At 60.8% G+C, this 23,929-nt stretch carries 24 protein-coding genes and 1 rRNA gene; 12 read left to right on the forward strand and 13 right to left on the reverse strand.

Going from position 1 to position 23,929, the window contains the following annotated elements; all coding sequences use genetic code 11:
- The first annotated feature begins 4 nt into the window (after positions 1 to 4).
- The 3 genes from RR_RS02510 to RR_RS02520 all read left to right on the forward strand — a co-directional run bounded on the left by RR_RS02510 (position 5) and on the right by RR_RS02520 (position 2,072).
- Positions 5 to 622, forward strand: coding sequence for a nitroreductase family protein (locus tag RR_RS02510; protein WP_011222540.1), 618 nt, complete (start codon positions 5 to 7; stop codon positions 620 to 622).
- Positions 623 to 842: 220 nt separating this feature from the next.
- Positions 843 to 965: ribosomal RNA gene (rrf, locus tag RR_RS02515) — 5S ribosomal RNA — on the forward strand.
- A 297-nt stretch (positions 966 to 1,262) separates the two neighbouring features.
- Positions 1,263 to 2,072: a hypothetical protein gene (locus RR_RS02520; RefSeq protein ID WP_011222542.1), complete on the forward strand. Its 810-nt coding sequence runs from the start codon at positions 1,263 to 1,265 to the stop codon at positions 2,070 to 2,072.
- Between the two features lie 51 nt (positions 2,073 to 2,123).
- Here RR_RS02520 and RR_RS02525 read toward each other — a convergent pair whose 3' ends face one another.
- The 4 genes from RR_RS02525 to RR_RS02540 form a co-directional block, all read right to left on the reverse strand.
- Positions 2,124 to 3,134, reverse strand: coding sequence for a hypothetical protein (locus tag RR_RS02525; RefSeq protein ID WP_011222543.1), 1,011 nt, complete (start codon positions 3,132 to 3,134; stop codon positions 2,124 to 2,126).
- 163 nt (positions 3,135 to 3,297) lie between these two features.
- Positions 3,298 to 3,957, reverse strand: a complete 660-nt coding sequence (locus tag RR_RS02530; RefSeq protein ID WP_011222544.1) for a cytochrome c biogenesis protein CcdA — start codon at positions 3,955 to 3,957, stop codon at positions 3,298 to 3,300.
- Between the two features lies 1 nt (position 3,958).
- Complete coding sequence (locus RR_RS02535; protein WP_004965823.1) at positions 3,959 to 4,486, reverse strand: TlpA family protein disulfide reductase; 528 nt, start codon at positions 4,484 to 4,486, stop codon at positions 3,959 to 3,961.
- Positions 4,483 to 5,160 (reverse strand): SCO family protein, encoded by a 678-nt coding sequence (locus tag RR_RS02540; protein WP_011222546.1) that lies wholly within the window; start codon positions 5,158 to 5,160, stop codon positions 4,483 to 4,485. Before RR_RS02540 ends, RR_RS02535 begins: the two co-directional genes overlap by 4 nt.
- Positions 5,161 to 5,696: 536 nt before the next feature.
- Here RR_RS02540 and fmdA point away from each other — a divergent pair.
- Complete coding sequence (gene fmdA / locus RR_RS02545; protein WP_004965819.1) at positions 5,697 to 6,968, forward strand: formamidase; 1,272 nt, start codon at positions 5,697 to 5,699, stop codon at positions 6,966 to 6,968.
- 34 nt (positions 6,969 to 7,002) lie between these two features.
- Entirely contained in the window at positions 7,003 to 8,619 is a 1,617-nt protein-coding gene (locus RR_RS02550) for a TCP-1/cpn60 chaperonin family protein (RefSeq protein ID WP_011222547.1), read from the forward strand.
- 55 nt (positions 8,620 to 8,674) lie between these two features.
- Here the strand turns inward: RR_RS02550 and RR_RS02555 are convergent, their stop codons facing one another.
- Both RR_RS02555 and RR_RS02560 read right to left on the reverse strand, forming a co-directional pair.
- Complete coding sequence (locus RR_RS02555) at positions 8,675 to 9,409, reverse strand: universal stress protein (protein WP_011222548.1); 735 nt, start codon at positions 9,407 to 9,409, stop codon at positions 8,675 to 8,677.
- Positions 9,410 to 9,411: 2 nt separating this feature from the next.
- On the reverse strand, positions 9,412 to 10,842 hold the full coding sequence (locus RR_RS02560; RefSeq protein ID WP_004965814.1) for an APC family permease: 1,431 nt from the start codon (positions 10,840 to 10,842) through the stop codon (positions 9,412 to 9,414).
- Between the two features lie 216 nt (positions 10,843 to 11,058).
- On the opposite strand from RR_RS02560, the gene RR_RS21420 reads away from it, so the two are divergent.
- Positions 11,059 to 11,535 carry a Mov34/MPN/PAD-1 family protein gene (locus tag RR_RS21420; protein ID WP_011222549.1) on the forward strand — a complete coding sequence of 159 codons (477 nt, stop codon included), beginning with the start codon at positions 11,059 to 11,061 and terminating at the stop codon, positions 11,533 to 11,535.
- Between the two features lie 79 nt (positions 11,536 to 11,614).
- Here RR_RS21420 and RR_RS02565 read toward each other — a convergent pair whose 3' ends face one another.
- Positions 11,615 to 13,177 carry a sodium:solute symporter family protein gene (locus tag RR_RS02565; RefSeq protein ID WP_049938531.1) on the reverse strand — a complete coding sequence of 521 codons (1,563 nt, stop codon included), beginning with the start codon at positions 13,175 to 13,177 and terminating at the stop codon, positions 11,615 to 11,617.
- Positions 13,178 to 13,597: 420 nt separating this feature from the next.
- On the opposite strand from RR_RS02565, the gene RR_RS02570 reads away from it, so the two are divergent.
- From RR_RS02570 to RR_RS02585, 4 genes are all read left to right on the forward strand, one after another.
- Positions 13,598 to 14,614, forward strand: a complete 1,017-nt coding sequence (locus RR_RS02570) for a phosphate signaling complex PhoU family protein (RefSeq protein ID WP_049938532.1) — start codon at positions 13,598 to 13,600, stop codon at positions 14,612 to 14,614.
- A 187-nt stretch (positions 14,615 to 14,801) separates the two neighbouring features.
- Positions 14,802 to 15,908 (forward strand): agmatinase family protein, encoded by a 1,107-nt coding sequence (locus RR_RS02575; protein ID WP_007188496.1) that lies wholly within the window; start codon positions 14,802 to 14,804, stop codon positions 15,906 to 15,908.
- Between the two features lie 222 nt (positions 15,909 to 16,130).
- The gene (locus RR_RS02580) at positions 16,131 to 16,739 is read left to right on the forward strand and encodes a class I SAM-dependent methyltransferase (protein WP_011222552.1); all 609 of its coding nucleotides are present in this window, start codon (positions 16,131 to 16,133) and stop codon (positions 16,737 to 16,739) included.
- Positions 16,740 to 16,938: 199 nt separating this feature from the next.
- On the forward strand, positions 16,939 to 17,346 hold the full coding sequence (locus RR_RS02585) for a hypothetical protein (RefSeq protein WP_004965802.1): 408 nt from the start codon (positions 16,939 to 16,941) through the stop codon (positions 17,344 to 17,346).
- A gap of 84 nt (positions 17,347 to 17,430) precedes the next feature.
- On the opposite strand, the gene RR_RS02590 is transcribed toward RR_RS02585, so the two are convergent.
- Positions 17,431 to 18,360 carry an SDR family NAD(P)-dependent oxidoreductase gene (locus RR_RS02590; RefSeq protein WP_011222553.1) on the reverse strand — a complete coding sequence of 310 codons (930 nt, stop codon included), beginning with the start codon at positions 18,358 to 18,360 and terminating at the stop codon, positions 17,431 to 17,433.
- A gap of 223 nt (positions 18,361 to 18,583) precedes the next feature.
- On the opposite strand from RR_RS02590, the gene RR_RS02595 reads away from it, so the two are divergent.
- Positions 18,584 to 19,282 (forward strand): SDR family NAD(P)-dependent oxidoreductase, encoded by a 699-nt coding sequence (locus RR_RS02595; protein WP_269764277.1) that lies wholly within the window; start codon positions 18,584 to 18,586, stop codon positions 19,280 to 19,282.
- A gap of 105 nt (positions 19,283 to 19,387) precedes the next feature.
- Here RR_RS02595 and RR_RS22230 read toward each other — a convergent pair whose 3' ends face one another.
- From RR_RS22230 to RR_RS02615, 5 genes are all read right to left on the reverse strand, one after another.
- Positions 19,388 to 19,561, reverse strand: coding sequence for a hypothetical protein (locus RR_RS22230; protein ID WP_004965797.1), 174 nt, complete (start codon positions 19,559 to 19,561; stop codon positions 19,388 to 19,390).
- A 211-nt stretch (positions 19,562 to 19,772) separates the two neighbouring features.
- Positions 19,773 to 20,981: a PQQ-dependent sugar dehydrogenase gene (locus tag RR_RS02600; protein WP_011222555.1), complete on the reverse strand. Its 1,209-nt coding sequence runs from the start codon at positions 20,979 to 20,981 to the stop codon at positions 19,773 to 19,775.
- A 73-nt stretch (positions 20,982 to 21,054) separates the two neighbouring features.
- On the reverse strand, positions 21,055 to 21,384 hold the full coding sequence (locus tag RR_RS02605) for a hypothetical protein (RefSeq protein ID WP_049938533.1): 330 nt from the start codon (positions 21,382 to 21,384) through the stop codon (positions 21,055 to 21,057).
- A gap of 107 nt (positions 21,385 to 21,491) precedes the next feature.
- Positions 21,492 to 21,827: a hypothetical protein gene (locus RR_RS02610; RefSeq protein ID WP_011222557.1), complete on the reverse strand. Its 336-nt coding sequence runs from the start codon at positions 21,825 to 21,827 to the stop codon at positions 21,492 to 21,494.
- 117 nt (positions 21,828 to 21,944) lie between these two features.
- The gene (locus RR_RS02615) at positions 21,945 to 23,051 is read right to left on the reverse strand and encodes a hypothetical protein (RefSeq protein ID WP_011222558.1); all 1,107 of its coding nucleotides are present in this window, start codon (positions 23,049 to 23,051) and stop codon (positions 21,945 to 21,947) included.
- Positions 23,052 to 23,136: 85 nt separating this feature from the next.
- Here RR_RS02615 and RR_RS02620 point away from each other — a divergent pair, with 85 nt between their 5' ends.
- Positions 23,137 to 23,811, forward strand: a complete 675-nt coding sequence (locus tag RR_RS02620; RefSeq protein ID WP_011222559.1) for a ribonuclease HI family protein — start codon at positions 23,137 to 23,139, stop codon at positions 23,809 to 23,811.
- Positions 23,812 to 23,929 lie beyond the last annotated feature (118 nt).

A 23,929-nucleotide genomic window follows, 5' to 3' on the forward strand; every position in this document is an offset into this window, starting at 1 on the left:
CACGATGTCACAGACGAATACTGGTCACAATCTCGACGATGAAGTTGCTGAATACCGTGACCCCGTCCACAACGTCGACCCGCTCTTTGTCAATCGCTGGTCGCCGCGTGCGATGACTGGTGATTCGCTTGCTGAAGATGCCCTCCATTCGTTGTTCGAAGCCGCACGCTGGGCCCCGTCCGCGTTCAATAACCAGCACTGGCGGTTTGTTTACGCTACCCGCGAAGACGACGAGTGGGACTCCTTTCTCGACCTGCTGAACGATGCCAACCGCTCGTGGGCACGCGACGCTGGCGCGCTCATCGCCGTCTTCTCGAAAGTCACCCTCGACCACAACGGCGAAGCTGCTGTGACGCGCTCTTTCGATACCGGCGCTGCGTGGCAGAATCTCGCTCTCGAAGGCGCTCGGCGCGACCTGGCTGTTCATCCAATGGCAGGCTTCGACTGGGACCGGATTCACGACACTCTGGGCGTCCCCGAAGACGAATTCGACGCCGAGGCGATGGTCGCTGTCGGTGAACGCGCCGATCCCGAGACGTTGCCTGACGACCTCAAAGAGCGTGAAGAGCCGAGCAATCGGAAGCCGCTCGACGAAATCGTCTTCAGCGGCCGGTTCGAGTGAGCGAGCAGGTGTGTTCTGCACCCAGCTGAGAGCGTAGCGAAACCCAGGTATCTCTTCGTTACCGCCAACCATGGACGGGGAGTCGGCACCCTGAAACAGAGCGCTGAACTGAGTCGTATCGTGCGCCCTTCGGTGCTGTGCTAGTGAGTGTCGAACTGTGTTCGGGTAGTTCTCGTCTCCGAGTAGCTACGCTTATAACTGTGGCCACGAGAGGTATCGTATAGGCGGCCACAGCGGCGGGGTTGCCTCCCGTACCCATCTCGAACACGGAAGATAAGCCCGCCAGCGTTCCGGGGAGTACTGGAGTGCGCGAGCCTCTGGGAAACGCGGTTCGCCGCCACCATTCATACCTGATTTGAGTTCCAGTGAGCGACGCGGCTTTGCTGTAGCTCGGCTTGAAGTCCTCCTAAATTCGGTAAGCACTACCAGACAGTTCTGCCGTTGCGTATCGAAGTGTTTGCAGCGACATCGTTAGTCTGTCGCCGTCGATGCTGCGAAACAACGAACGGTCAGTCGCTCGCGGGGCAGGCACAGCGGCCATGTCGCTCACAGAGTGAATGGGCTCTGTGGTCATGCGTAACGCACAAGTTCTGTTTTGAGTCTTGAGCACTTACTTAGTGGTGCTGTGATTTGATTCGGCATGGACCGTCGCTACGTCATTGGTCTCGCCGTCGCGCTCGTAGCAATCGGTATCGGACTGGCCGCTTTCACGGCCCCCTGGTCCCCGCAAACGACCTCACCTGGGCTGGACGAGACGTATCCTGCAGGGGCAGGTCCGGATCACATCAACTTCTCGGCGCTTGAGGAAGACGATATGAACGTCTCGCACACCCCCCGTGAATACTGGGACTCGTACGCTATCATCTACACCGCACCACCCGACCGCCCGCTCATAGAAGGCGATTATTATATCAATTCCAACACGGGGGAGATACTCGCTGACCGGTGGCACAACGCCACGGTCTATCGGAACGGGACGACGTATGCGGCCGTTCAACTGGTCGACGATATTCCGAACGAGCGCCAGAGGGAGGAACTGGAATCGGACGACAGCTACGTCTACCACGACGCCACCGACGCGTATTACCGGTACGACCCACGCTACGGACAGATTGCGCCCACGAACATCGGCCGACATCCTGACCTCCTCGACGGGTACACGTGGACGGCCACCAACAGGACGACGCACCACGGCGTCTCCGTCATCACGTATCGCGTCACGGGCAAACGAGCGACCGCCGCCGACGACGCCCCACCGCTTCGCAACGGCACGCTCTCGCTCGGAGTCGAGGATGGGATCGTCTACGCGTTCGATATCACGTTTGGCAGAGACGGACGCACCGGCCGATACACGTACGACGTTCGTCCCGCTTCCTTCCCGGACCACAGTTGGGTCGACACAGCCCGAGCGGTCGCTTCTGAGAACGCGACCGAGAGTTCCGCCCGTTGAGGCCCGTCAAGGTCCTCGTGACTTTGCGGCGTTCCGGTTGGTCACGACCAGTCAGGGGGTCACGATCAGGCTAAACCGATAGACGGTGCCTTGGTATTCGGCGACGACACCCCGGAAGTCGACTCGGTCGTCGTAGCTGTCTATCGGCTGGAGGTCGCCAGCGATGCCGAGCGCGTCCAAAACCTCAGCAAGTCCGTCAGAAGGCGGTGCGCCCTCTTCGTAGCGGCGAGGCTCCTCGCTGATCGCGTCGTCGATCACGCCACGAGCGGCCTCCGAGAGGTCGAGTGAGGTCAGATCGAGTTCCAGAACCGCCGTTCGTGCGTACTCCTGGAACGCTTCGCGATTGTTCGAGATCTCGTCGATAGTGTACGTCCATTCTGGGACAGTTACCGTCCGCTGCTCTGTGACGGGGCGAAAGTATTCGTCTTCGTACTCGATGTAATCGAACGGCGGCGATGGGACGAACTCACTGGCTTCAGCGTCAAGGTGCTGGTGATACTCGACGGCCTGCAGGTTTTCGAATTGAGGGTCGCCGAGAAACCCATCGTTGCCCGCGTAGACCGCGTCGAGCGCAGCCTCAAGGACGCGTTTGTCCTGTGTCGAGCGGTCGAAGGGCCGTCTCTCGACCGTCGCGTCGTCCGGCGGCGTCTCCTCGGACCGTGTGACCGCAAAGTGCCAGCGGTCCCGTTCGAGCTGCCGTGCCTCATTTATCTGGACCTGATAAAAGATCCCGTCCTGCCGGAGGAACGTCGGGCGCGGCCTCGTGTCTTTGCCCCACCGGTCTCGTCCGACGAGCGGCCACTGTTGGACGGTAACGCTACCGGTGTCGAACAGTTCTGACGTATACTGCTGTTTCGTCTCGGCAGTAAAGTCGACCCTGGTGGTCGCATCAATTGCGGTCGGGTCGGGCCAGAGATACGGCCGACCGATTGATGAGAGGTCCTGTTCACTGGCGATGAGCGCGTAGTTGTCGAGACTGCCGGGATTGAGACAACCGGCGGTCGCGGTGATCACCCCGGACGCGCCGATGAGTCGGAGGGCGTGGCGGCGGGAACAACGCATTGCTGTACCGAAGTAGTTAATATACCGATAAATTGCTTGTGGTGTAAATCTACGGGCGGAACAGGCCGAATGCGTCGGGGCTTGACCTCGAGGCGGGTCACATCTCTCCGTGGGAATGCCACACGAGTCCGCATTTTTCGGGGCCAGCCCCCATTCGACTGAATTAGAACACGCCGAGTTCGAACACGGCGAGGTAAATCTGCCCGCCACCGGCGAGTATCATCACGACGGCTGCGACCTGGTGCATTCGTTGCAGGTACGTGCCGACAGTGTGCCAGAGCCCGATTCCAACGCCTGCAAGGAGTGTCACGCCGACAAGCGGAACCGAGACGCCGAGTGCGTACGCTGTGAGGACGAGAATACTTGTGTGGACTGGCAATGCGAGCGCCTGGGTAACCACGCCGAAGAACAGCGGCACGACACAGCCCGCTGCGGCAACCGCGTACACAGCACCGAACACGCCGAACCCGGCTACCGACGCCGGTCGCTCTGGCAGCGGGACGCGGAGTTCGGGCTCGCGGTTCAGGAGCATCACGACGCCGAACACGACCAGACCGAGTCCGATGACCGGTTCGAGCATCGGGAGTGCGTTCTTGAGCGGTTGCCCAAGTGCGAGGACGAGCAGCGCAACGAGGGTGAGCGCAGCAAGCGCTCCGCCAGCGGCGGCGGTGGCCGGTGGCAGCATACTCACATCCCCGCCGCTTTCACGCAGGTAGTACCCAATGTAGCCCGGGAGAAGCGGGAACGCACACGGGGCAAAAAAGGTCGCGATGCCAGCGCTCGCGGCGAACGCAAGTGTCCCGAGTACGGCAACATCCGCCATCTTACACCAGTGCGTCGAGTTCGTCTCGGAGCGTCTCTTTCCCGGCGAGCCCACTGTGACCGAACTGGACGGTCCCGCGCTCGTCGACGATCGCAATGTACGGAAGTCCGTCCGCCCCAAATGCCGCAAGCAACTCACTACCGGGGTCAATGCCGACAGTCCAAGCACCGCCGTTCCGGTTCCACCATTCACCAATGTCAGCCCTCGTCAGAGTCTCGCTCGGGCGCTCGTTCGTCACTGAGATGAACGAGACATCGGTGTACTCGGGCCGAATCGAATCGAGTATCTCGAGCTGGTCGTCACAGGGTGCACACCACGTAGCAAAGAGGTCGACTACCGTGACGGTTCCCGGCGTCGGTACGGGCGTCTCGCCTGCCGACGAGCCGCGTGCATCGAGCGTCTCAACGCGAACCGGAAGCTGGTCTGTGTTTTGGGACCGGATACCTGACAGCCCGTTCTGGGCAACCCACAGGCTTCCCCCGGTGAGACCGAGCCCGGTCATGGCCGCAACAACCTGCCGGCGGTTCACGCGGTTCTCACCGTTTCAAGGTCAGCAATAATGGTTTCTTCGTCCGGTGACTTCGAGCGGTAGGCACGCTCGACAAACCCATCGGCGTTGACCAGTAGCGTCAGTGCTGTATGCGTGAACATGTACATATCCATGTCCTCCGGTTCAGTTCGCTGGAACATAACCCCGAACTGGTCCTGTATGACAGCCTTCGCCCGCTGCTTCGGCGCCGGTCGAAGGAACTGCCAGCTTTCGCTATCGGCGTCGACATTCATTTTGTCGGCATACACCCCGAGTCGTTCTGCGGTATCACGAGCGGGGTCGAACGTCATCGGGATGAACCGGACGCCAGCGGCGTAGCCGTTGTTCTGGGCGTGGCTCTGAATGTTTCGCTGCGTCGAGATGAGAACTGGACACACCGTCTGGCAGTGGCTATAAAAGAATGTGAGGAGGGTCAGCGTTTCAATATCCCGCAGTCGAACCTCGCGGGATGCGGTCGGTGTGGCGACACGCACGTCCGGAATCTGCTCACCCCATGCGGGGTACGGAAGGTCACTGCTCTCGAACTCCCGGTCGGGCTCTTCGAGGACGACGTCGGGATTCGAGTCGCCGAGCCGACCACCACCGAGACAGCCGGCGACTCCAACAATTGTTCCAGCCGCACCGGTCGATTTGAGAAGCGTCCGTCGGCGCATACGCAGTATTTGTGCCCTCGAATATTTGGAGAATCTGGTGTGATTCTCGTAAACCGTCGTTCGCCTGCTTTCGCGTGGTTTTGGACTGTGGGTGTGAGCAAAACCACAGCACAGTGAAAAAGACAGTTCCCGGACCCGGACAGACGGCGTTGAACTGAGGCGAACCGCACATTGACATTCTCATCACGTGTTACCGGGGCACTGTGTACCGCGTACTCTCTGGCAAGTTCCGCTCAAATCACGTCACAGAGGACAGCGTCTCGTTGATTTAGGAGAGCAGTCGTGTCTCAACTGATACGCCGTGATAGTTGGCGTGTCATGAATGGGCATGTAACACTATCAAAAACAAGACTTTTTCATATTATATCCGTATTTTGGTGAGAGTGTCTGTACAGATTTCCTCTGTATTAAGATGAGTATGTAGCTATATCTCGAAGAATACGGAGATAAGATTTCGTATATTGTATCAGAAGTGGACATTCTAAACGTCAACCGTCCGAACACTTATGTGTAATCTATTCGATACTGTAGTCGTAATGCCAGAAACGAAGTTCGAGGTTGATGTCGACAGCGCGCCAGACGAACAACCGGGCGCGAACCCGTTCAATCGGTGGCACCCGGACATTCCGGCGGTCGTCGAAGCGGACCCTGGCGAGAGTATGCGATTAGAGGCACTCGACTGGACCGGCGGACAAATAACCGATAACGACAACGCCAATGAGGTCCGCGACGTGGACCTCTCGCAGGTGCACTATCTCGCAGGGCCCGTTCACGTCAACGGTGCCGAGCCGGGTGACCTGCTGAAAGTCGAGTTCCACGACATGGGGCCGCTCAACGACCGCTCGGAGTTCGGGTTCACTGGCACGTTCTCCCAGCAAAACGGCGGCGGCTTTTTGACCGATCACTTCCCGAAGGCGGCCAAATCTATCTGGGACATCGACGGCTACACGGTCTCCTCGCGCCACATCCCCGATGTCGAGTACGAGGGGAAGATCCATCCCGGTCTCGCAGGCTGTGCGCCAAGCGAGGAACTGCTAGAAGCATGGAACGAGCGCGAACAGGAACTCATCGACAAGCACGCCGAGGACCCCGAGTCGATACCGAACCATCCGACCGGGAAAGAGGAGCCAGCCGTGGCGAACCCGCCGACACCCGACGGCGCGCTCATGGGCGAGATGGACCCCGACGAGGCCGAGGAGGCAGCAGAAGTCGCGGCCCGAACCGTGCCACCTCGAGAACACGGCGGGAACCACGACATCAAGGACCTCTCCATCGGCTCAACGGTGTACTTCCCAGTCTACGTCGAGGGCGCAAAGTTCGGAATCGGCGATTTCCACGCCTCGCAGGGAGACGGCGAGATTTCCTTCTGTGGCGCGATCGAGATGGCCGCCTACGTCGATCTCGAATTCGACCTCGTGAAAGACGGGATGGAGAAGTTCGGCGTCGACCACCCGATCTTCGAGCCGGGTCACCGCGGGCCGAACTTCGAAGACTACGTCACCTTCTGTGGCTACTCCGTCACGGAGGACGGCGAACAGAAGTACATCGACTCCCACACCGCGTATCGGCGGGCCTGTCTGCAGGCTATCGACTACCTCAAGCAGTTCGGCTACACCGGCCAGCAGGCGCTGCACATCCTCGGGACTGTCCCTGTCGAGGGACGACAGAGCGGCGTCGTAGACGTGCCAAACGCCTGTTCGACGCTGGCGCTCCCAACGGGCGCGTTCGACTTCGACGCGTCCCCCGAAGGTATCGAGCACAACAGCGCCGACCGCGGTGACCTCTGTGTCACTGACGACCCGCTGTAATGAGAGCTAGAGACAATACGGGCTGTCGACACTGATGTTGGGAGAGACGACCGATGACGACAGCAATAACGAGCCGAACCCCACACAGACCGCCGCAGGCGAACTCGCCGACGCAATCCGGACAACACTCGGGCCCAACGGATTGGATAAAATGGTCGTCGGCGAGAACGGGACGGTCATCGTCACCAACGACGGGTCGAAAATCATCGAGTGGATGGATATTACGCATCCAGTCGGTCGGCTGGTCGAGCAGGCCGCGGCTGCACAGGACAATACCGTCGGGGACGGGACGACGACGGCGGTTGTGCTGGTCGGCGCGCTTCTTGAGGAGGCTGCAACGCTTCGTTCAGCCGGGCTTCATCCAACGACAATCATCGACGGCTACGGCAGAGCCGTCGAGGCCGCTCTTGACCAGCTTGCGCAGTACGAACGTGGCCTGCACAGCCGGCAGGACGACCGACTGACACAGATTGCGAAGACTGCCGTCACAGGACGGTGGGACGACGCTTCGACCGACCGGTTCGCCGAACTGACTCTCAGTGCGCTGCAGGCAATCGGGTTCGACAGGTCGCGGCTCACGCTCAAGTCCTACCCCGGCGGCGAACTCCGCGAGTCCGTCTGTCTCGACGGAGTGCTGGTCGATCTAGAGACATCATCGACATCCCTCAACACCCTCAGTCACCCGCGCACCCGGACCCATGACGAGCCGGCTATCGCGATGGTCGACGCCGAAATCGGCATCGAGGAACCGAACAATGTCGAATCGGTGGAGCTGCAAGACGCGACACAGCGGAACGCGTTTCAGGCCCACGAACAGGACCGGAGGACCGAACTGGTAGAGCAGGTGGTACAGTCGGGTGTTACCGTGCTCCTCTGTCAGAAATCCATCGACGAAGCAGTCAGGACCGCGCTCGCCCAGCGGGGTGTCCTCCCTGTCGAACGGACCCGGCGAGACGAGTTCGATGTTATCGCCCGAGCGACAGGAAGCACGCCAGTCATGTCTGTCGACGACCTGACCGCGGACGACACCGGCACTGTTGGGTCGGTCACACAGCGGACGGTCGGGACTGCACAGACGCTCGTGCTGCAGGGCTGCCCCGAGGAACACCGAGCAACGCTACTGCTCCGTGGCGGCACGCCACACGTCGCAGAGGAAGTCCGCCGCATCGTGGCAGACTGTATCGACGTTACTCGTGTCGCACTTGACGACGGCGTGTTCGTGCCGGGCGGTGGTGCGGTGCCGACCGCACTGGCGATGGACCTCGCCGCGCTGTCCCGTGAGATCCCGGACCGGACACAGCTCGTCTTCGATGGGTTCGGAACCGCACTGGAAGCCCTCCCGCGGACACTGGCCACGAACGCGGGCACGGACCCACTGACCACGCTGACGGAGATAAAACAGCGACACGACGCCGGCGCAGAGACGGTCGGTGTTGGCCCCGATGGCCATCCCCGCGACATGATCGACGCGGGTATTCTGGAACCAGCCGCGGTGTTCAGGAGTGCACTGCAACGAGCAGTCGCCGTTGTGACACAGATCCTTCGGGTCGACGACGTTGTGCGAACCAGCACAAACGAGCGCACAGCGGACGGTGAACACGACCACGCCCACGCGGCGACGGGTGGCTATCCGTGGGCGGTGGGGCACTGAGAAGCGAGCAGACACCGACAGCCCTCCAGCCGACCGGCCGCTGGATCAGGCTGTGTTACTCGTCTTCATCCGCTGAAGGGCGTTCGCGCTGGGCCACGAACACCGGCCCGAGGAACCGGTTGGCGACCTGATCAGCCGGCATCCCGAACACGAATGTCGCCAGCGACGGGTCAGTTTCACCCATCACGACCGTGTCAAACCCATCAGAAACGTCCACAATTGCGTCAAGGGGGTTCTGGTCGCGGTCGATCCGCGTCTCGATAGTCGAGGGGTCCATGCCGAATTCTGCCAGCCGGTCCGCCAGCCCGCCGAGCAGTGTCTGGATATCGTCGTCGGTTGTGTCTTCATCCGCGACGTGATATAGCGTCACGTCGGCGTCCATCTCTCCGAACACACTGGCGACAACGCGGGCAAGCCGGTCAACCCCGATGGCCCCACGGACTGGGACCAGTACGTCTTCGACCGGCCCTGTGGCGTTCGGAACGAGAACAGCCATGCAGTCGTGCTCAGCAATCATACGGTCGATAGTCTTCTGTCCGTTATGAGTGAACACGAGTCGCCGCTCGACGGTGGCTCCGGCGTCCTCGAACATCTCCTGGTACTCGTCGAGCCGTTCCGTTGCCCGGTCCTCGAACTGCATCCGTGCCTGTCCGGGGGCAGTCTGTTCCGGGATGACATGGTATCCCAGCAGGACGACGTGCGCATGGGCGAGCAGTTCGGGGACACCCTCCGGGACCGATTCTCCCTCGAGGACACGGATCGGGACGAGTATCGATAGACGGTCAGTCATACTCAGATATCTCCCTTGAGTGTCACGTCCCCAGCGTAATAACGGTACCAGAGGTACGAGGCAAGCATGACCACGACGCCGATACCGATTGACGCGGGCTGCATGAAGACGATCAGTCCGAAGCTCGCGAGCGCGCCCACGACCGGGACCAACGGATAGCCCGGTACTCGATAGCTTGGCGAGTACCACTCTGGGTTCCGACGGCGCAACACGAGCAGGGCGATACACATCAGCCCGTACATAATCAGGTGAAGAAACGAGGCGACTTCCGCAAGGAGTTCGACCCGGCCAGTCGCGACGAGGACGAGGATCGGGCCGCCAGCGGAAAGCAACGCGACGTGTGGCGTGCCGTATCGAAGGTTGACTTCGCTCGCCTTTCTGGGAAGCAACGCGTCGCGGCTCAGCGCGTACACGGCCCGCGAGGCACTGAGAATCGACGCGTTCGCGCTCGAAAACGTCGCCAGCAGCCCGGCACCCAGAATCGCGACCGCACCGGGCAACCCAAGGAAGTCACGGGCTACTTCGACCATCGCTGTCTCCCCGAATTCGCCGAGTCGTTCAGCGCCAAACGCGCTGGTTGCGACGAAAATTGTGACAACGTAAAATACGGTCACGATCAGGACCGAGCCCACCATCGCCAGCGGGAGGTTCCGACTCGGTTGTTTGATTTCACCTGCAACAGTGGCGACCTGTGCGAATCCCAGATACGACGTGAACACCAGCGCAGCGGTCGTCAACACCCGGAAGTACCCTCTGGAGAAGAACTGCTCCGGAACGGTGCCGCCGCCGAACACACCAACAGCATCAAGAACGCCGTAGGAAAGGAAGCCCGTCAACACCACGAGGAGAACCCCGACTACGACGTTCTGGAGCTTCGCGGTGTTTTCCGTGCCGCCGATACTCAACGCCGTCAGTGCGACCCCGAACAGCAACCCGATGCCGATGACCGGGCTGAACGGGAGCCCGATGCCGAGCTCGGCGAACACAGCGCTCGCGTAGTGGCCGAGCCCAACCAGATAGAACGCGGACGCGAACATCAGGCCCAGCCACAGCCCAAGGCCTACGATTGCGCCATAGGCCGTCCCCATCCCCCGCGAGATGAAGTAGTACCCGCCGCCGCTCCGTGGCATCGCTGTCGCGAGTTCTGAAGTCGGAAGCGCCACGAGCAACGCTATCAGGCCGCCAATGGCAAACGAAAGGGTAGCTGCGAGCCCAGCGTTTGCGGCCGCCAGCCCCGGGAAGACGAAGATTCCGGCTCCGATCATCGTCCCAATCCCGATTGCCAGCCCGCCGACCAGCCCGATAGTCCGTTCTAGTTCAACGTCGTCGTCATGGACGACTGTGTCGTCGGTGACGGCTTCCGGCTCCTCAGCAGGTGCCTCACCGGCGATGTTCTCGCCCGCAGGGTCAACGTCGACAGGCTGTTCAGCCATGTGACAGAATATCCCACCTGTCTGATAAAACCGCCGGCAGGAGACATAGCAGACGCCGGGGATAACAGCGGTAACTGTCCGTAAGACGGATTGAACAGGCCGTTATGAGGATATCAGGCCGTATCGGAGTCTCTCGATAGTCGGGTGAGACCCCATTGTGGCTTCAGAAGCCAGTCATTCGGTTAAGCAGCACACCCAGCCAGTCGAAACAATTCTATGCGTAGGTCACCTCTACGTAGTACTGTGCGGTTCAGTCATCATCCTCAGGCGCTCATCATTCCCGACGACATCCGGGATACAATGGCGGCGCATATCGCGGCGCGTCACCCCCACGAGGCCGGTGGATATCTGGCGTGTACGCGACGGGACAGTCGGTTGTACGCGACCGACCACGTTCGGCTCGACAACGTTTCCCCCAGACCGCGGCGTCGGTTTGTCGCCACAGACACCGGTGCCATTCCAGCAGGGCCACGGGTGTTCTATCACTCACACACAGCAGCGTCGACACCATCAGGGTTGACGGGCACTGACCGACAAAACATCCGTGACCGGTTCGCGCTCGTCGTCTTTGCCCCACATGGGGAGCCCTACAGTTACCGGCTGTTCCGACTGGGGTTGTTTAATTGGCAAGAGGTTCCAGTGATGGGAGAAGCATCCCAAGAAGAGCCAGCCAGATTGCCACGGCTTGTTTGAGGGGCTGTAGGGGCGTATCGCTTCGAGACTGCTGTGTGCCGGGCGAAAACAATTATCAAGTGGGGTCGAATACGTCCGGTTAGTCTTCCTCGCCGCCAGCTACAATGTTGGGGTTGCTCTGTTTCTCGACGCTGTAGATCGGGTAGTCGTCCTTGGTCGCGTAGGCGATGACGAGGAACGACACGAGCCCGACCCCGGCGGCGATGAACGTCGGCAGGCCGTCGAAAGCGGCGGTGAAGATGTCGTTCGGGATATACAGGAGCGTGTTTTCGTAGGCGTAGGTCGTCGGCACCAGCACGAAGAGCACGAGACGGGTGGCGGAGCCAGCGATCATCGAGCCGAGTGCTGCCGGCGTAGTCGCGATATCGGACCAGTATAGCCCCATCACCAGCGGGACAAACGCGCCGGCCAGCATGATATCAAACGCCAACACGAGCAACATTCCCGTCGCAGAGACACGTATCGCAAGGAACACGCCAAGCAGCGTAATCGGGACAGACATCAGGCGCGTGACGGTGAGCAGTTTGTCACTCTCCGAGCCAAAGAAGCCTTCATCGACGCCGCCGTCCGCGGCGGCTGCCGGACTGCTGGAACTCTCCTCGTCGACGCGGATGTTGCCGATGTTACGGGCGATGACGGCCGACGTTCCCAGAATCGCCCCGTCGCTCGTCGAGAACGAGGCGGCGACGATGCCGGCGAGCACGAGTGCAGCCAGCCACGGTGGCACAGCGTTCTGGAGGAGCGTGTACAGCACAGCCTGATTCCCGGCTTCCACGCCGAGCGAGGCGAGAATCGGGTTCGCCGACAGCGCAACGACGGAGAACGGGACGCCGATGACGAGCGTGCCGGCGGCCCCGATGAAGCAGGCCTTCTGTGCGGTTTCGGGGCTATCAGCCGCAAACACCCGCTCCATGAAGTCGATGGCGACGATGTCACCGAGGCCGAGAGCGACGATGGTGGCGAGGTTGATGTACGCCCCCTGACTTGGGTCGGTGAGCTGTCCGAGGTTCGTCGGTCCCATGCCGGTGGGAATGGTGATGCCGTAGTTCGTCGTGACGTAGATAATAAGCGCGATGGAGCCGATGAACGCGACGCCTGCCTGTAACACGTCGGTGTAGGCGACCGAGAACAGACCGCCGGCGACAGTGTACGCGAGCACGAGCCCGGCGATGATGAACACGCCCAGCTGGAAGCTCGTTCCGACGAAAATCTGGAAGAGGTACCCGCCGGCGACAAGGTTCCCCGCAAGCAGGAACGCGTAGGCGACGGACATGATGATACTTGCGACGATCTCAGCGGTCCGACCGTACTTCCGGCGGTAGAAATCCGGTAGCGTCGTGAGGTTGAGTCGGTTCATCGGCTTCGCAAAGAACAGCCCGGTGAGGAACAGACAGAGCGCCAGCCCGACGGGCAGTGCCGCGCCGGCCCAGAAGCCAAAGCCTGCTGCGAGGTCGGTATTCCCGAGCGTTGCGTTTGAGTCGAGCGACTGCGCCATCAGCGTCGCCGCAGCCAGCGGAAGGATAAGTCCCCGACCGGCGACGATGTAGTTGATGCTGTCGCCGTTGACTTTCTTGGCAACATAGAACCCGATGGCCATCATCGTCACGATGGTGGCGGCGAGTCCGTAGAGGATGACGCTCACGGCGAACCACCACTGTTGACGATTGAACAGGTATCAACGTTTTTTACCCTACTTCTCGCACTTTTCTTCCCGATACAGTTTGGGTTTGGGTAGTATTCAGTCACATGAGTTCCGTTTTGAGGACCACATAAAGACGTTGTGACAGTATTGTTTACACAGTGGAGTTATCCCGCAACGTCCATGGACTGTAGGCGTAGGTGAATGGACATATGTACAGTACTTCATTGAATGTGTTTCCTAAAACTGTTTTAATACGGTATCCCAAAATTGAGTGAAAATCTGTCTACTTCTGCGCCCGGTTGGAGTATTTGTTCCAACCCAAAGTAGAAAATGCGGCCTGACCGGACACGAAATAGAGAAATAAATGCACGAAGCTCGAAATCTCAGGAGGACAAGGCAGTGACGCCCGACCCGATTCGAATGAAACGGAAAGTCCAGCAGTTGGGCTCCTCCACGCTGGCGGTGACAGTGCCCGTCGACTGGGCGCGCCAACACGACATCTCGAAGGGTGACGAGGTCATCGTCCAGCGCGACGAGAACGGCGGGTCGCTGCTCGTCGTCCCTGAACAGCCAACCATCGAGGATGTGGAGGCGACCATCGACGCCGACGCCCTGACCCCCGATGCACTGGAGCGGGCCATCATCACGCAGTACGTTCTGGGCCGACAACTCATTCGGGTTGAGGCGACAGCGCCGCTTGGTATCGAACACCGCGACGCCATCATGAACGCCGAACGGCGGCTGATGGGACTAGGCATCGTCGAACAGGCCGAACGGACGGTAACGGTGCGGTGCTCAGTCGCGCCGGAGGACTTCGACCTCCCGACGCTGCTGGGCCGACTCAGTCGGACCGAGGCAGTGATACGTGGAGATGCGATTTCCGCGCTCATCGAGGGAGACACCGACCTCGTCGAAACGGTAGAAAGCCGTCAAGAACAGGTCGAGAAGCTGTTTTATCTGTTTCTCCGTCTGGTGTTTACCATCTACCGGAACCCACGACTGAACCAGGCCGTGGGACTGGAGACCGGATTCCCCCTTATCGGATACCGCTCGGTCGCACAGGACGTGGTTCTGATGGCTGACACAGCCGTCGAGATCGCGAGTCTGGCGACCGACTCGGCGACGCCCGATCAGTTGACTGCGTCAAAGCTCACCGAACTTGGGGACGCACTTGACGACGCAGCCAGCGCAACCCGGTCGGCGGTGACGACACCCGACTACGACGCGACCGAAGACGCCCGCGCCGCGTTCGACCTGGTCGACGACAGGATCGCCGACCTGAACGCACATCTGGAATCAGAGCGTCCCGAACCGCTGCTGGCGCTCCAGCGCGCTGTGGTCCTGCTTGAACGCAGCGCTAGACACGCTCGCGATAGCCTCTCGGTTGCGACGCATCTGGCCTTCCGGAATGACCCCTCGCTGGTCACCGGGGAGTAACTGCTGACCGAGAGGGGCGAGCCAGCATTAAATTCCTTAAGGAAACTCGAACGGTACATGTCCACTCGTGGTCATAGGAGTGGGTTTTACACATCCGAAGGAACGCTTATCCGTAGTTCGCAATCATCTACTTTTGTCGATACACACGCTGGGTTCGACCAGTTCGAGCCCAGGAAACCACTATATCATGACTGACCGAAACGGCGACGACATCTACGGCGAAAAGCACAAAGAAGCGAACGAACCCATCTTCAGCGGCATCCCAACCTTCCTCAAACTCCCGGAGGTCGAGCGCGACGCGCTTGACGAAGAGAACGTCGACATCGGCATTCTCGGCGCGCCGCTGGACACGGCGACGACTATTCGTCCGGGCACCCGCTACGGCCCACGTGCGGTCCGGGCTGCCTCAACGGTCCCCTCGCCACCCTACGAGCACTTCAATATCGAGACCGGTATCGACCCATTCGACACGTTTAGCGTCGCCGACACCGGTGACGCTGCTGTCTCTCCCGGTGACACGCGCCAGAGCCAGTTGAACATCGAGGATGCCGTCTACGAGATCAGCGAGCAGGCGACGCCCATTGTCATCGGCGGCGACCACTCTATTTCATACCCCGACATCAAGGGCTGGGCCGAAGCGAACGACTACGACGACATCGGCCTCATCCACTTCGACTGTCACGCGGACACGGGCGACGAAGGGCTGACCGGCTTCGAGTACGACCACGGCGCGTGGGTCAAGCGCGTCTTCGACGACGACCTCATGGCCGGCGAGAACTACACCCTGATCGGCCCGCGTGGCTTCTGGCCCGGTCCGGACACCTACGAGGAGATGCGGGAGGCCGGCATGAAGTGGTACACTTCCATGGAAGTCGGTGGGATGGACCTCGACGACATCGTCACCGATGCCGTCCAGCGGGCTACCGACGGCACTGACGCTGTGTGGGTCTCCTTCGACGTGGACGTGATGGAGCCAGCTTACGCGCCCGGCACTGGCGAACCCGAACCCGGCGGCCTCATCCCGCGTGAAGCCATCTACATGGTCCGTGAGGTTGTCAAGGCGCTCGACCCCGAGGACTTCGGCTTCGACGTGGTCGAGGTTTCCCCGGCCTACGACACCAGCGACAGCAGCTCCTACAACGGTGGTGTCACCAGCGGGCTTGCCAACCGACTCATCATCGAGGTGATGGGGAGTATGGCACTCGCCGAAAAGGGACTGGAATCTGGCGACCCGATCAAGCCCAAGGAACCGCTCGGTCCCACGGAGGAAGCCGAGACGCCCGCCGACGACTGAGATAACGCCGCGGTATACGCCTCAATCGCTATTGTTGTACTCCGTTGGTGGGCGGTACTTGAGGGGTGGTGTGTCGGCCGATGGACGCTGGCTCGGATGACGCAGGAATGGTGTCACAGGATAGCCATCGGCGATACATGGACGCATCAGTACGCTCGGTGTTGAGATGGGCCCCATTTAGACCGCCGTTCGGGTTTTCTTGATGGAGTTCTAACCGGTAATATGGCGTCGGTCCTTACCTCACTGGGGCGATCTCGGCGGGATGAAAGCGACGACGACAATTTCTACGATAGCCCACGGTTCGTGACACACGCCGACGATGGCTTCATAAACAAGTTGATAAACATCTACGCGTCGGTGCTGTCTCCCGGCGACCGCATCTTCGATTGTATGAGCAGTTGGGTCTCACACCTGCCGGACGAGGACTACGGTCGGACTGTCGGTCACGGACTCAACGCAGCCGAGCTTGCGGCCAACGACGCACTCGATGAGTGGTTCGTGCAGGACCTCAATCGTGAGCAGTCGCTGCCGCTTGATGACGATGCGTTCGACGCAGTATTGTGCGCGCTATCGGTCCAGTACCTCCAGTATCCGGCTGCTGTGTTCAGTGAGTTCGACCGGATTCTGGCACCGCAGGGCCGTGTCATCATCAGCTTCACGAACCGGATGTTCCCCACGAAAGCAGTCCGAGCGTGGCGCGTTGCCGACATGGACGAGCGCACGACGCTGGTTGAGGCATACTGTCGTGCAGGTGGGTTGACGGTAACAGAGACGGTTACAGCGCAACCGGAAAACGACCCGCTTGTCGCCGTTATCGCGCAAAAAGAGTGAACAGACGGCGGCCGACGCGGCAGTAGCGAAGCGCGCTCTTCATAGCGGAAATCAGCACGGCCGGGACAGAAAGTCCGGACTGCCCGGTGCCGGCAGATGGCAACTACTGGAGTGGCGTTCGCTGTGGCCGCGTAGATGGTTAATTCGCTTGGTGTTGGCCGTGCGACAGCATTTGTATCTACAGAACATACTGCCTAGTATGGCATCGGAACAGCACGACGCCACGGAGACGCCAGCTACTGAGCCGAATCCTGCGGCGCTCTCGCTTGTCGGCGGGTTCGTCGGAACGGTGAGTGGGCTGAAGCGCGGCGGGCTCCCCGGCGCTATGCTCGGCGGACTCGTCGGTGGGACCACTGGGTACGTCGCTGGCGCTGCAGCAAAGGACGCAGCGACCGGCCACGAGACGCACAGCGATGAACCGATTACGATTGAGACGACAGACGCGGAACACGAGGATGACGGCACCGAGAGTGGGTCAGAGGAAGACGTAGCAGGAAACGAGCATGAAGACGCGTCGGCCGACCCTGACAGTGATGCTGAGGCTGACAGCGATGCCGACGGTGATAGCGATGGCGGACACAGCGACGCTGACGAATCAGACGCCTGAGACACACTGAACGTAGCCCTGTCGCGCACGGAGAACTCGGCACGCGAGACCCCCGATCAGCAGTCCTGTGATCTCACTCGACAGTCAGTTTTCAGTTGGAGCGGACGATTGTACATCGCCGAGTGGTACATCGATTCCCAGTAGGTCAGCGCTTCGCCGCCAGAGCCGGCTTGCAGCCGCCCGGTCCCGAGCAGCGTGTGAGGGTGTCGCCGGGCGTTGGCCAGCGAAGTACCGGCCAGAAACATCGCCGATTCGGCTGGACACGGCGAGATGCAGGATTTCGGCTGCCCCGTCTTCGACAGACGTGATTCCCGGCACAGCATCGAAGAGCTTGACGAACTGCGGGATCGGGCCGGGAAGGAACCGGCTGAACCCGCTCCCGGGGATCGCACCCGGGTGGAGACAGTTCGAAACGACATCCCGGCCTGTGGTCTCGAGTCGGCGCGCCAACTCTGTCGCAAACAGCACGTTCGCGAGCTTCGAATGACTGTATGCCCACGTCCCCGTGTAGCTGTCAACAGTGGTTACCCGGTCCAGATCAAGTGATGTCCCTCTGTGCGCGCTTGAGGCGGTTGTAACGACACGAGCGCCAGCGTTGAGATGGTCAAGCAGCTCTGTGGTTAGTAGGTACGGCGCGAGGTGATTGACGTGAAACGTGTATTCAACACCGATGTCCGTAAGCCGGCCCTGACGGAACAGTCCGCCGGCGTTGTTCACGAGGATATCGAGCCCGTCTGTCTCGTCACGGACGGTGGCTGCGAGAGACCGAACCTCGTCGACAGCAGCGAAGTCGGCTTGGACGAACGCCGCGTCGACGCCCAACCCCGACAATTCAGAGACAACCGCCGCACCTGCGTCAGCGTCCCGACCATGCACGATAACATCCGCCCCGAGGCGACCCAGAGACAGCGCCGCCTCGCGCCCGATACCGCTGGTCGAACCGGTGACAAGTACCTGCATGCCCGTGCAATCGATATCCGCGACACCGGCCCGTTCCGCAGGTCGTTTCGCCATGGTAGTACTACTGTCTCTGCAACTATAACGGAACGGCTAGTACGGTTATTTGCGACCGAGCGACGTATCGAACTCACGAGCCGGTTGCCAGTACGAGAAGAGCTCATGACCGGACAGCAGCCAGTCATCGAGAGTTGTGAGTACCCGCGCATTTTTGATTGTCACAGCGGTATATTGAGAGGTGGTAGCAATTCAACCGGAGCTAGACGGGCGCACTGCTCTTGTGACAGGGTCTGCGAAGCGAGTCGGCCGAGAGATGCTGCTTGAGTTGGCGGCTGCCGGTGCCGATGTCGCCGTGCATTACCGGACGAGCGAAGAAGCGGCGGCGGAGACAGCAGCCGACGCACGGGATCACGGCGTCGAGGCAACGACCGTGGAAGGTGACGTAACTGAGCCTGACGCCGTTGATTCGCTGTTCTCGGACTGTGAATCGGAACTGGGGGATGTCGATATCTTGGTCAACGCAGTTGGTCCGCTCCCACAGGGGCGGTGGGATGAGCTGTCCCTCGATGAGTGGAAAACCGCTGTTGAGGGGTGTCTATACTCGACGTATCTGTGCTCGCAGCGAGCGCTCCTGTCGATGCGGGCAGCCGGCTGGGGACGGATTATCAACTTCGGCGTGGCAGACGCGCGTGATGACAGGGCAGTCCCGATGAACTTCCCGTACTTCGCGGCAAAAAAGGCAGTCCTGCAGTTCACGCGAACGTTGGCGTATGATACACAGGACGACGAGATTACAGTCAACGCTGTGTCGCCCTTCGCGGTCGAGAACACGGTTGTAGATGTCTCGGAGTTTCCGCGTGGGCGGGCAGCCACGTTCGAGGACGTTGCGGCACCGATTCTGTTTTTCTGTAGTGACGCGGCTGCGTACATTTCTGGCCAGAACGTGGCCATCGACGGTGGTCGACTGCAAGAAGCGTGACCGGTCAGGTAGCGGTCCGTGCGCGGCCAGGTGTGGTTTTACGGGCCGGTACAGCTCCGCGGAACCGTCTATCTCGTCCTGAGAGCAGCGTCTATGTTTGAGCTATCAGACGCTATCAGCGGCTTCCGGCTCATCGCTATCCTGGCGGGCAAGTACAATGCCAGCAATGAAGCACGCAGCTCCCAGCCCGTACAGGCCATAGCTCAGTGGTGCCGAAACGAGGAACCCTGCGACGATCAGTACTCCGAACGCGGCGTGCAGAATCGCAGTCTGATTCACGGCCGGTTTAGCGGGTTCAGAAGCAAAAATGACCCGGTCCGGAGCTCGGGGTTCGGGACTAAACGATGCAAATCTGTGTGGCGTTTTGCGACTAGAACGGCACCGATGCGACCGGAGCGGTATCCAGTCACCGTTGCCGCACCTCTCCCGCACCAATTAGACCCTATGCACAGGTCGCCGGCCCCACACAGTTGTCGCCGAGTCTCCCGACTTAGGCGGGCTGGAGTCGGACAATCGGTGCATTCGACGCATCAACGACAGCAAGGATATGTCCGCTTCCGGGTTCAACCACGACATCGCGGATGCGCCATCCGCGGTCGGCGAGGAGAGATGTCGCCTCTTTGACCGTTCGCCCGTCGACGGTAAACCGGGCAAGGTACTGCGACGCCAGTCCGCCGACGAGCAAGTCACCAGTCCACTCAGTGAATGCGTCGCCGGTGTAGAAAGTCGCGCCGCTGGGTGGGAACCCACCGGAACCACAGTCCCACGAATACACTGGTGCGACGACATCGTCGCGGTCCGCATGGCTGACACCGATCGGGTCGCCGCTGCCGTAGGTACAGCCCTCGTCGGCGACCGGCCAGCCGTAGTTCGCGCCCCGTTCGACGATGTTGATTTCGTCGCCGTCCTGCTCGCCGAACTCGGCCTGCCAGATAGCGCCGGTGTCAGGATGGACGGTCATTCCCTGTGCGTTACGGTGGCCGTAGCTGAATATCGAATCGACCGCGTCCGGGTCGTCGGTGAACGGGTTCGCATCGGGAATGCCGCCCGAAGGCGTCAGTCGAAGCGTTGTTCCGAGTTCGTTTGTCCGGTCCTGCGCGACGTGGTCAGGCCCGAAGTTCTTGAACTGCCTGTCGCCGACAGTCATGTACACCAGCCCGTCAGGGCCAAACACGACGCGGGACCCGAAGTGGCCGTCAGAGTCGACGAACGGCTCGGCGACGTGTAGGTGTTCGAATTCCTCGAATTGCGCGTCAGTCACGTTCAGGCGACCACGTCCCAGATGTGTGGCCGACTCACCGCTGTCGTTGGCCTTCGAATATGTCAGATACACCCACGCCGGGTCCGGAAAGTCTGGATGCAACGCCGCATCAAGCATCCCGCCCTGGCCGCTCGCATACACAGACGGCGCGTTACTGACCGGTGTGACTATACCGTCGGCCGAGTCGACCAGCACCACGCTGCCGACGCGCTCCGTGGCCAGCAGTTGCGAGCCATCAGGCAGCGGCGTGATGCTCCACGGGGATTCGAGCCCATCAGCGACGGTTTCGACAGTCACAGCGGTCGCTGAGTCGTCGGTCTGTCTAGAATCCGTGGCTGTATCGCCGTCCCGTTGTTGGTTGTCACTGGGGGCACTACAGCCCGCGAGTGTCCCTGCGACCGTGAGCCCGCTCGCAGCAAGGAAGGTCCGTCTGTCCATCGTGGCCACAGCTACGGTCTCAGTGCTGTTAACTGCGGTCCCAACTGCGGACAGTCCGCTGCAATCATGCGCTTTAGGACCGGGCGTGTTCGACGGCGTCCTTGACGGTATCGCCGACGTACTCGTAGAACTGTCCGCGCAGGCTGTCGCTGTGCTGTGACATCTGCGTGATGACTGCGACGTGGTCGCTTTCGATGGCGAACACGATGTCAAGCGGTAGTCCGTAAAACTCACCCCGCAGTGTAAATTCGTTGTCCGGGTACAGGTCGTCGTGGTTCGGTGACGCGCGCCGGCACACGTACCCAGTGTGGTCCCGCAGTACGGTCTTGAGTTGTCCTGGCGTGAGATATCGGTCGGCTTTCTCTGCAGCGGTGTGACTTACTTCGATTCGGTCGACGGTCATCAGATATCTATCCGGTAGGCAGCGACGGCTTATTTGGGCTCCCATCCGTCGCGTCCAGTCATTGGAGCAAGCAACGCGGCAACCGCTGGGTAGCTGTACGGTATCTGCTACTCGAGTTTTCCACGCCACCGAAGCGAGTTATTGTTCAGTTCGACAACCGCAGGCCGGCCCTCCGCAAGCATCCGGTCGGCGATGTCGGTAGCTCGCGTGAGTTCCGCCACAGAGAGGTGTTCGTACGCCGGCCGCCCGTTGACGTGGTCGTACCACTCGTCTTCAAACACGGTATCCAAGACGACGCGGCTGAAACAGTGGTCTCGGTGAATTGGCCAGTCCCCGCTCGCCCGTGCTCGCGCCGGGAGGGTTTCAGTGACCTTCCGTAGATACGTCTCCCGAAGCGACGCAATGTCGACACCAGTGAGCGTCGTCTGACCCATACAGAACATATTGTTCTCCGGGAGAATAACACTGTTCGTGCGGGAGAGCAGACAGTACGATTGTCGTCGCTAATATAATTGGAGGCGAGGCCAACGCGACCGGACAAGTGCGTCACAGCTAGTGCATCACTCACTGGAATTGTACGGCTGTACATCACCGTCGACTTCCGAGACGCGGCGGTGAAGGTCACGTGCTGTTGCCTGTGACACCTCCACACGAACATAAATCGCATCGTCGTATTCAGTTGCGTGCACGGTCGCTTCCCCGTGTAAGTCCGACACAAGCGCATGTGCGGCGTCACTGTAGGGGAGTTTGACCGCGAACTCCGATGTTTCGAGCAGTGTGTCGAGCGCGTCGCGGGCCGCGGACTCGGTGTCGGATGGCAGGGTTCGGCACCGGACATCGAACTCCTCAGCAACCGCGGTGAGCAGAGTCTCACAGCCCTCACCGACGCCAAGCACGCACGTTGCCTGTTCAATTGCCGCTGTCAAGCCGGGGAGGGCGTTCTGCAGCCAGTCCGGGACACCGTGGCTGCCGAGGATTCCGGGCGTATCGGTCACCGCCAGCGTATGCGGCCCGACTGTCGCCATCGCAGTCGTCGGCTGGGCCGGTCGGCCAACAGTAGCGGTTGCAGTTGTTTCAGTGAGGGCAGCCCAGATGGGGGTCGTCGGAGCGCTAACCCGACCGAGCAGCACTACCCGGCCGTCGACGGACGAGTAGCTGGTCTGGACCCGCTGGCGGGCCGCTGTTCGTCGCTTTTCGAGTGTGTCCCGTAGCTCCTGTATCCGTTCGTCATGCGCTGTGACAGAGCCACTTGTCCCGGATGGGCCCTGTTCCGCTGCGTCGCGTTGCTCGGCGGCGGCCGCGCGGCGGGCAATCCGAGCCTGCTGGAGTTCCAGACACGTCGCTGCAACAGGGTTCGCTTCGCCAAGCCACTCCCAGACTGCGGCACGCTTATCTCGAACCGTGACCGGCGAAAGTCGCGTCTGCAAGTCAACGCTCTGTCCCGGGTGCATCTCACCGTCAACAACCACAGTCACGGGCCCGTTGTCGGAGTCGGAACAGCGCTGCTCGACGGCTTCGACAGTTGTAGGCGAAAGGTAGTACTGGTTGTCCTCCGGGCGGTCGGTGACGAACGTGGTAACCGGTCCGTCGCTGTGTGGCGAAACAATCGCAGACAGCCCCTGCGTGAGCTGTCCGGACTGGCTCACGAGTAGCGTTGGCGCAGTCATCACCCAATAGCCGTAGTATGTGTTCAGCCGTTTTGGGCCTGTCGCGGCGAAGTGTCTTTTACTCGCCCGCAGTTACACTCTACTGATGGACCGTCACGATCAGCCGGCAGGTGACAGAGAGCGTCTGCCAGCCGAGACGCTCTCGCCGCTGGCAACACGGGTCGACGAGCTGCTTGCGCTGTATCGCTACGAGCTCACCCCCGCTATCGATGCGATCAATGCTGCCGTTGCCGGCTACGGCGGCCTGTTCGACCCGGACACGTCTGCTGCTGAGATACGGACCGCAATCGATGATCTCCTCGAATCCAGCCCACCCCCGACACAGCAAGAAACGACCGATGACGCCGCGTCACGAGTCGTCCTCTATGTGGACGGCAGCGCACACAGCAACGGCCCAGCTGGTGCTGGTGCTGTGATTCAGGCTGATGAGACACCGATTGCCCGGCTCGGACGACCGGTCGGCTCCCGGACAAACAACAACGTCGCCGAATACGCTGCCCTCCACCTTGGACTGCAGGCGCTGGCGACACGGTGTGACCCGGAATCGGTTGAGATACGCATCGATTCGATGACCGTCATCAATCATATCTGGGGTGACAGTGAGAGCACCGTGAAGGCGACGCCGTACAGCACCGCAATCACGGACCATCTGTCGGCACTGCCTACCCACGAGTGGACGCATCTGGCCGACAGTGACCCGAATCCGGCTGATGCACAGGCGACGGTCGGGGCCGACATCGCAGCCCTTGGCCCGGGGTGAGAGAGGACTGCCAGCGAACCGGTCGTTCGCGTCACTCATAGCGTGGCTCACCAGCGTCAGATTGCTGTGTCGGTCGCCGCCGTTCTGCTGTTTTTATTCCTTGAGCACGTACACTACG

It is taken from the genome of Haloarcula marismortui ATCC 43049 (assembly GCF_000011085.1).
Classification (GTDB): Archaea; Halobacteriota; Halobacteria; order Halobacteriales; family Haloarculaceae; genus Haloarcula; species Haloarcula marismortui.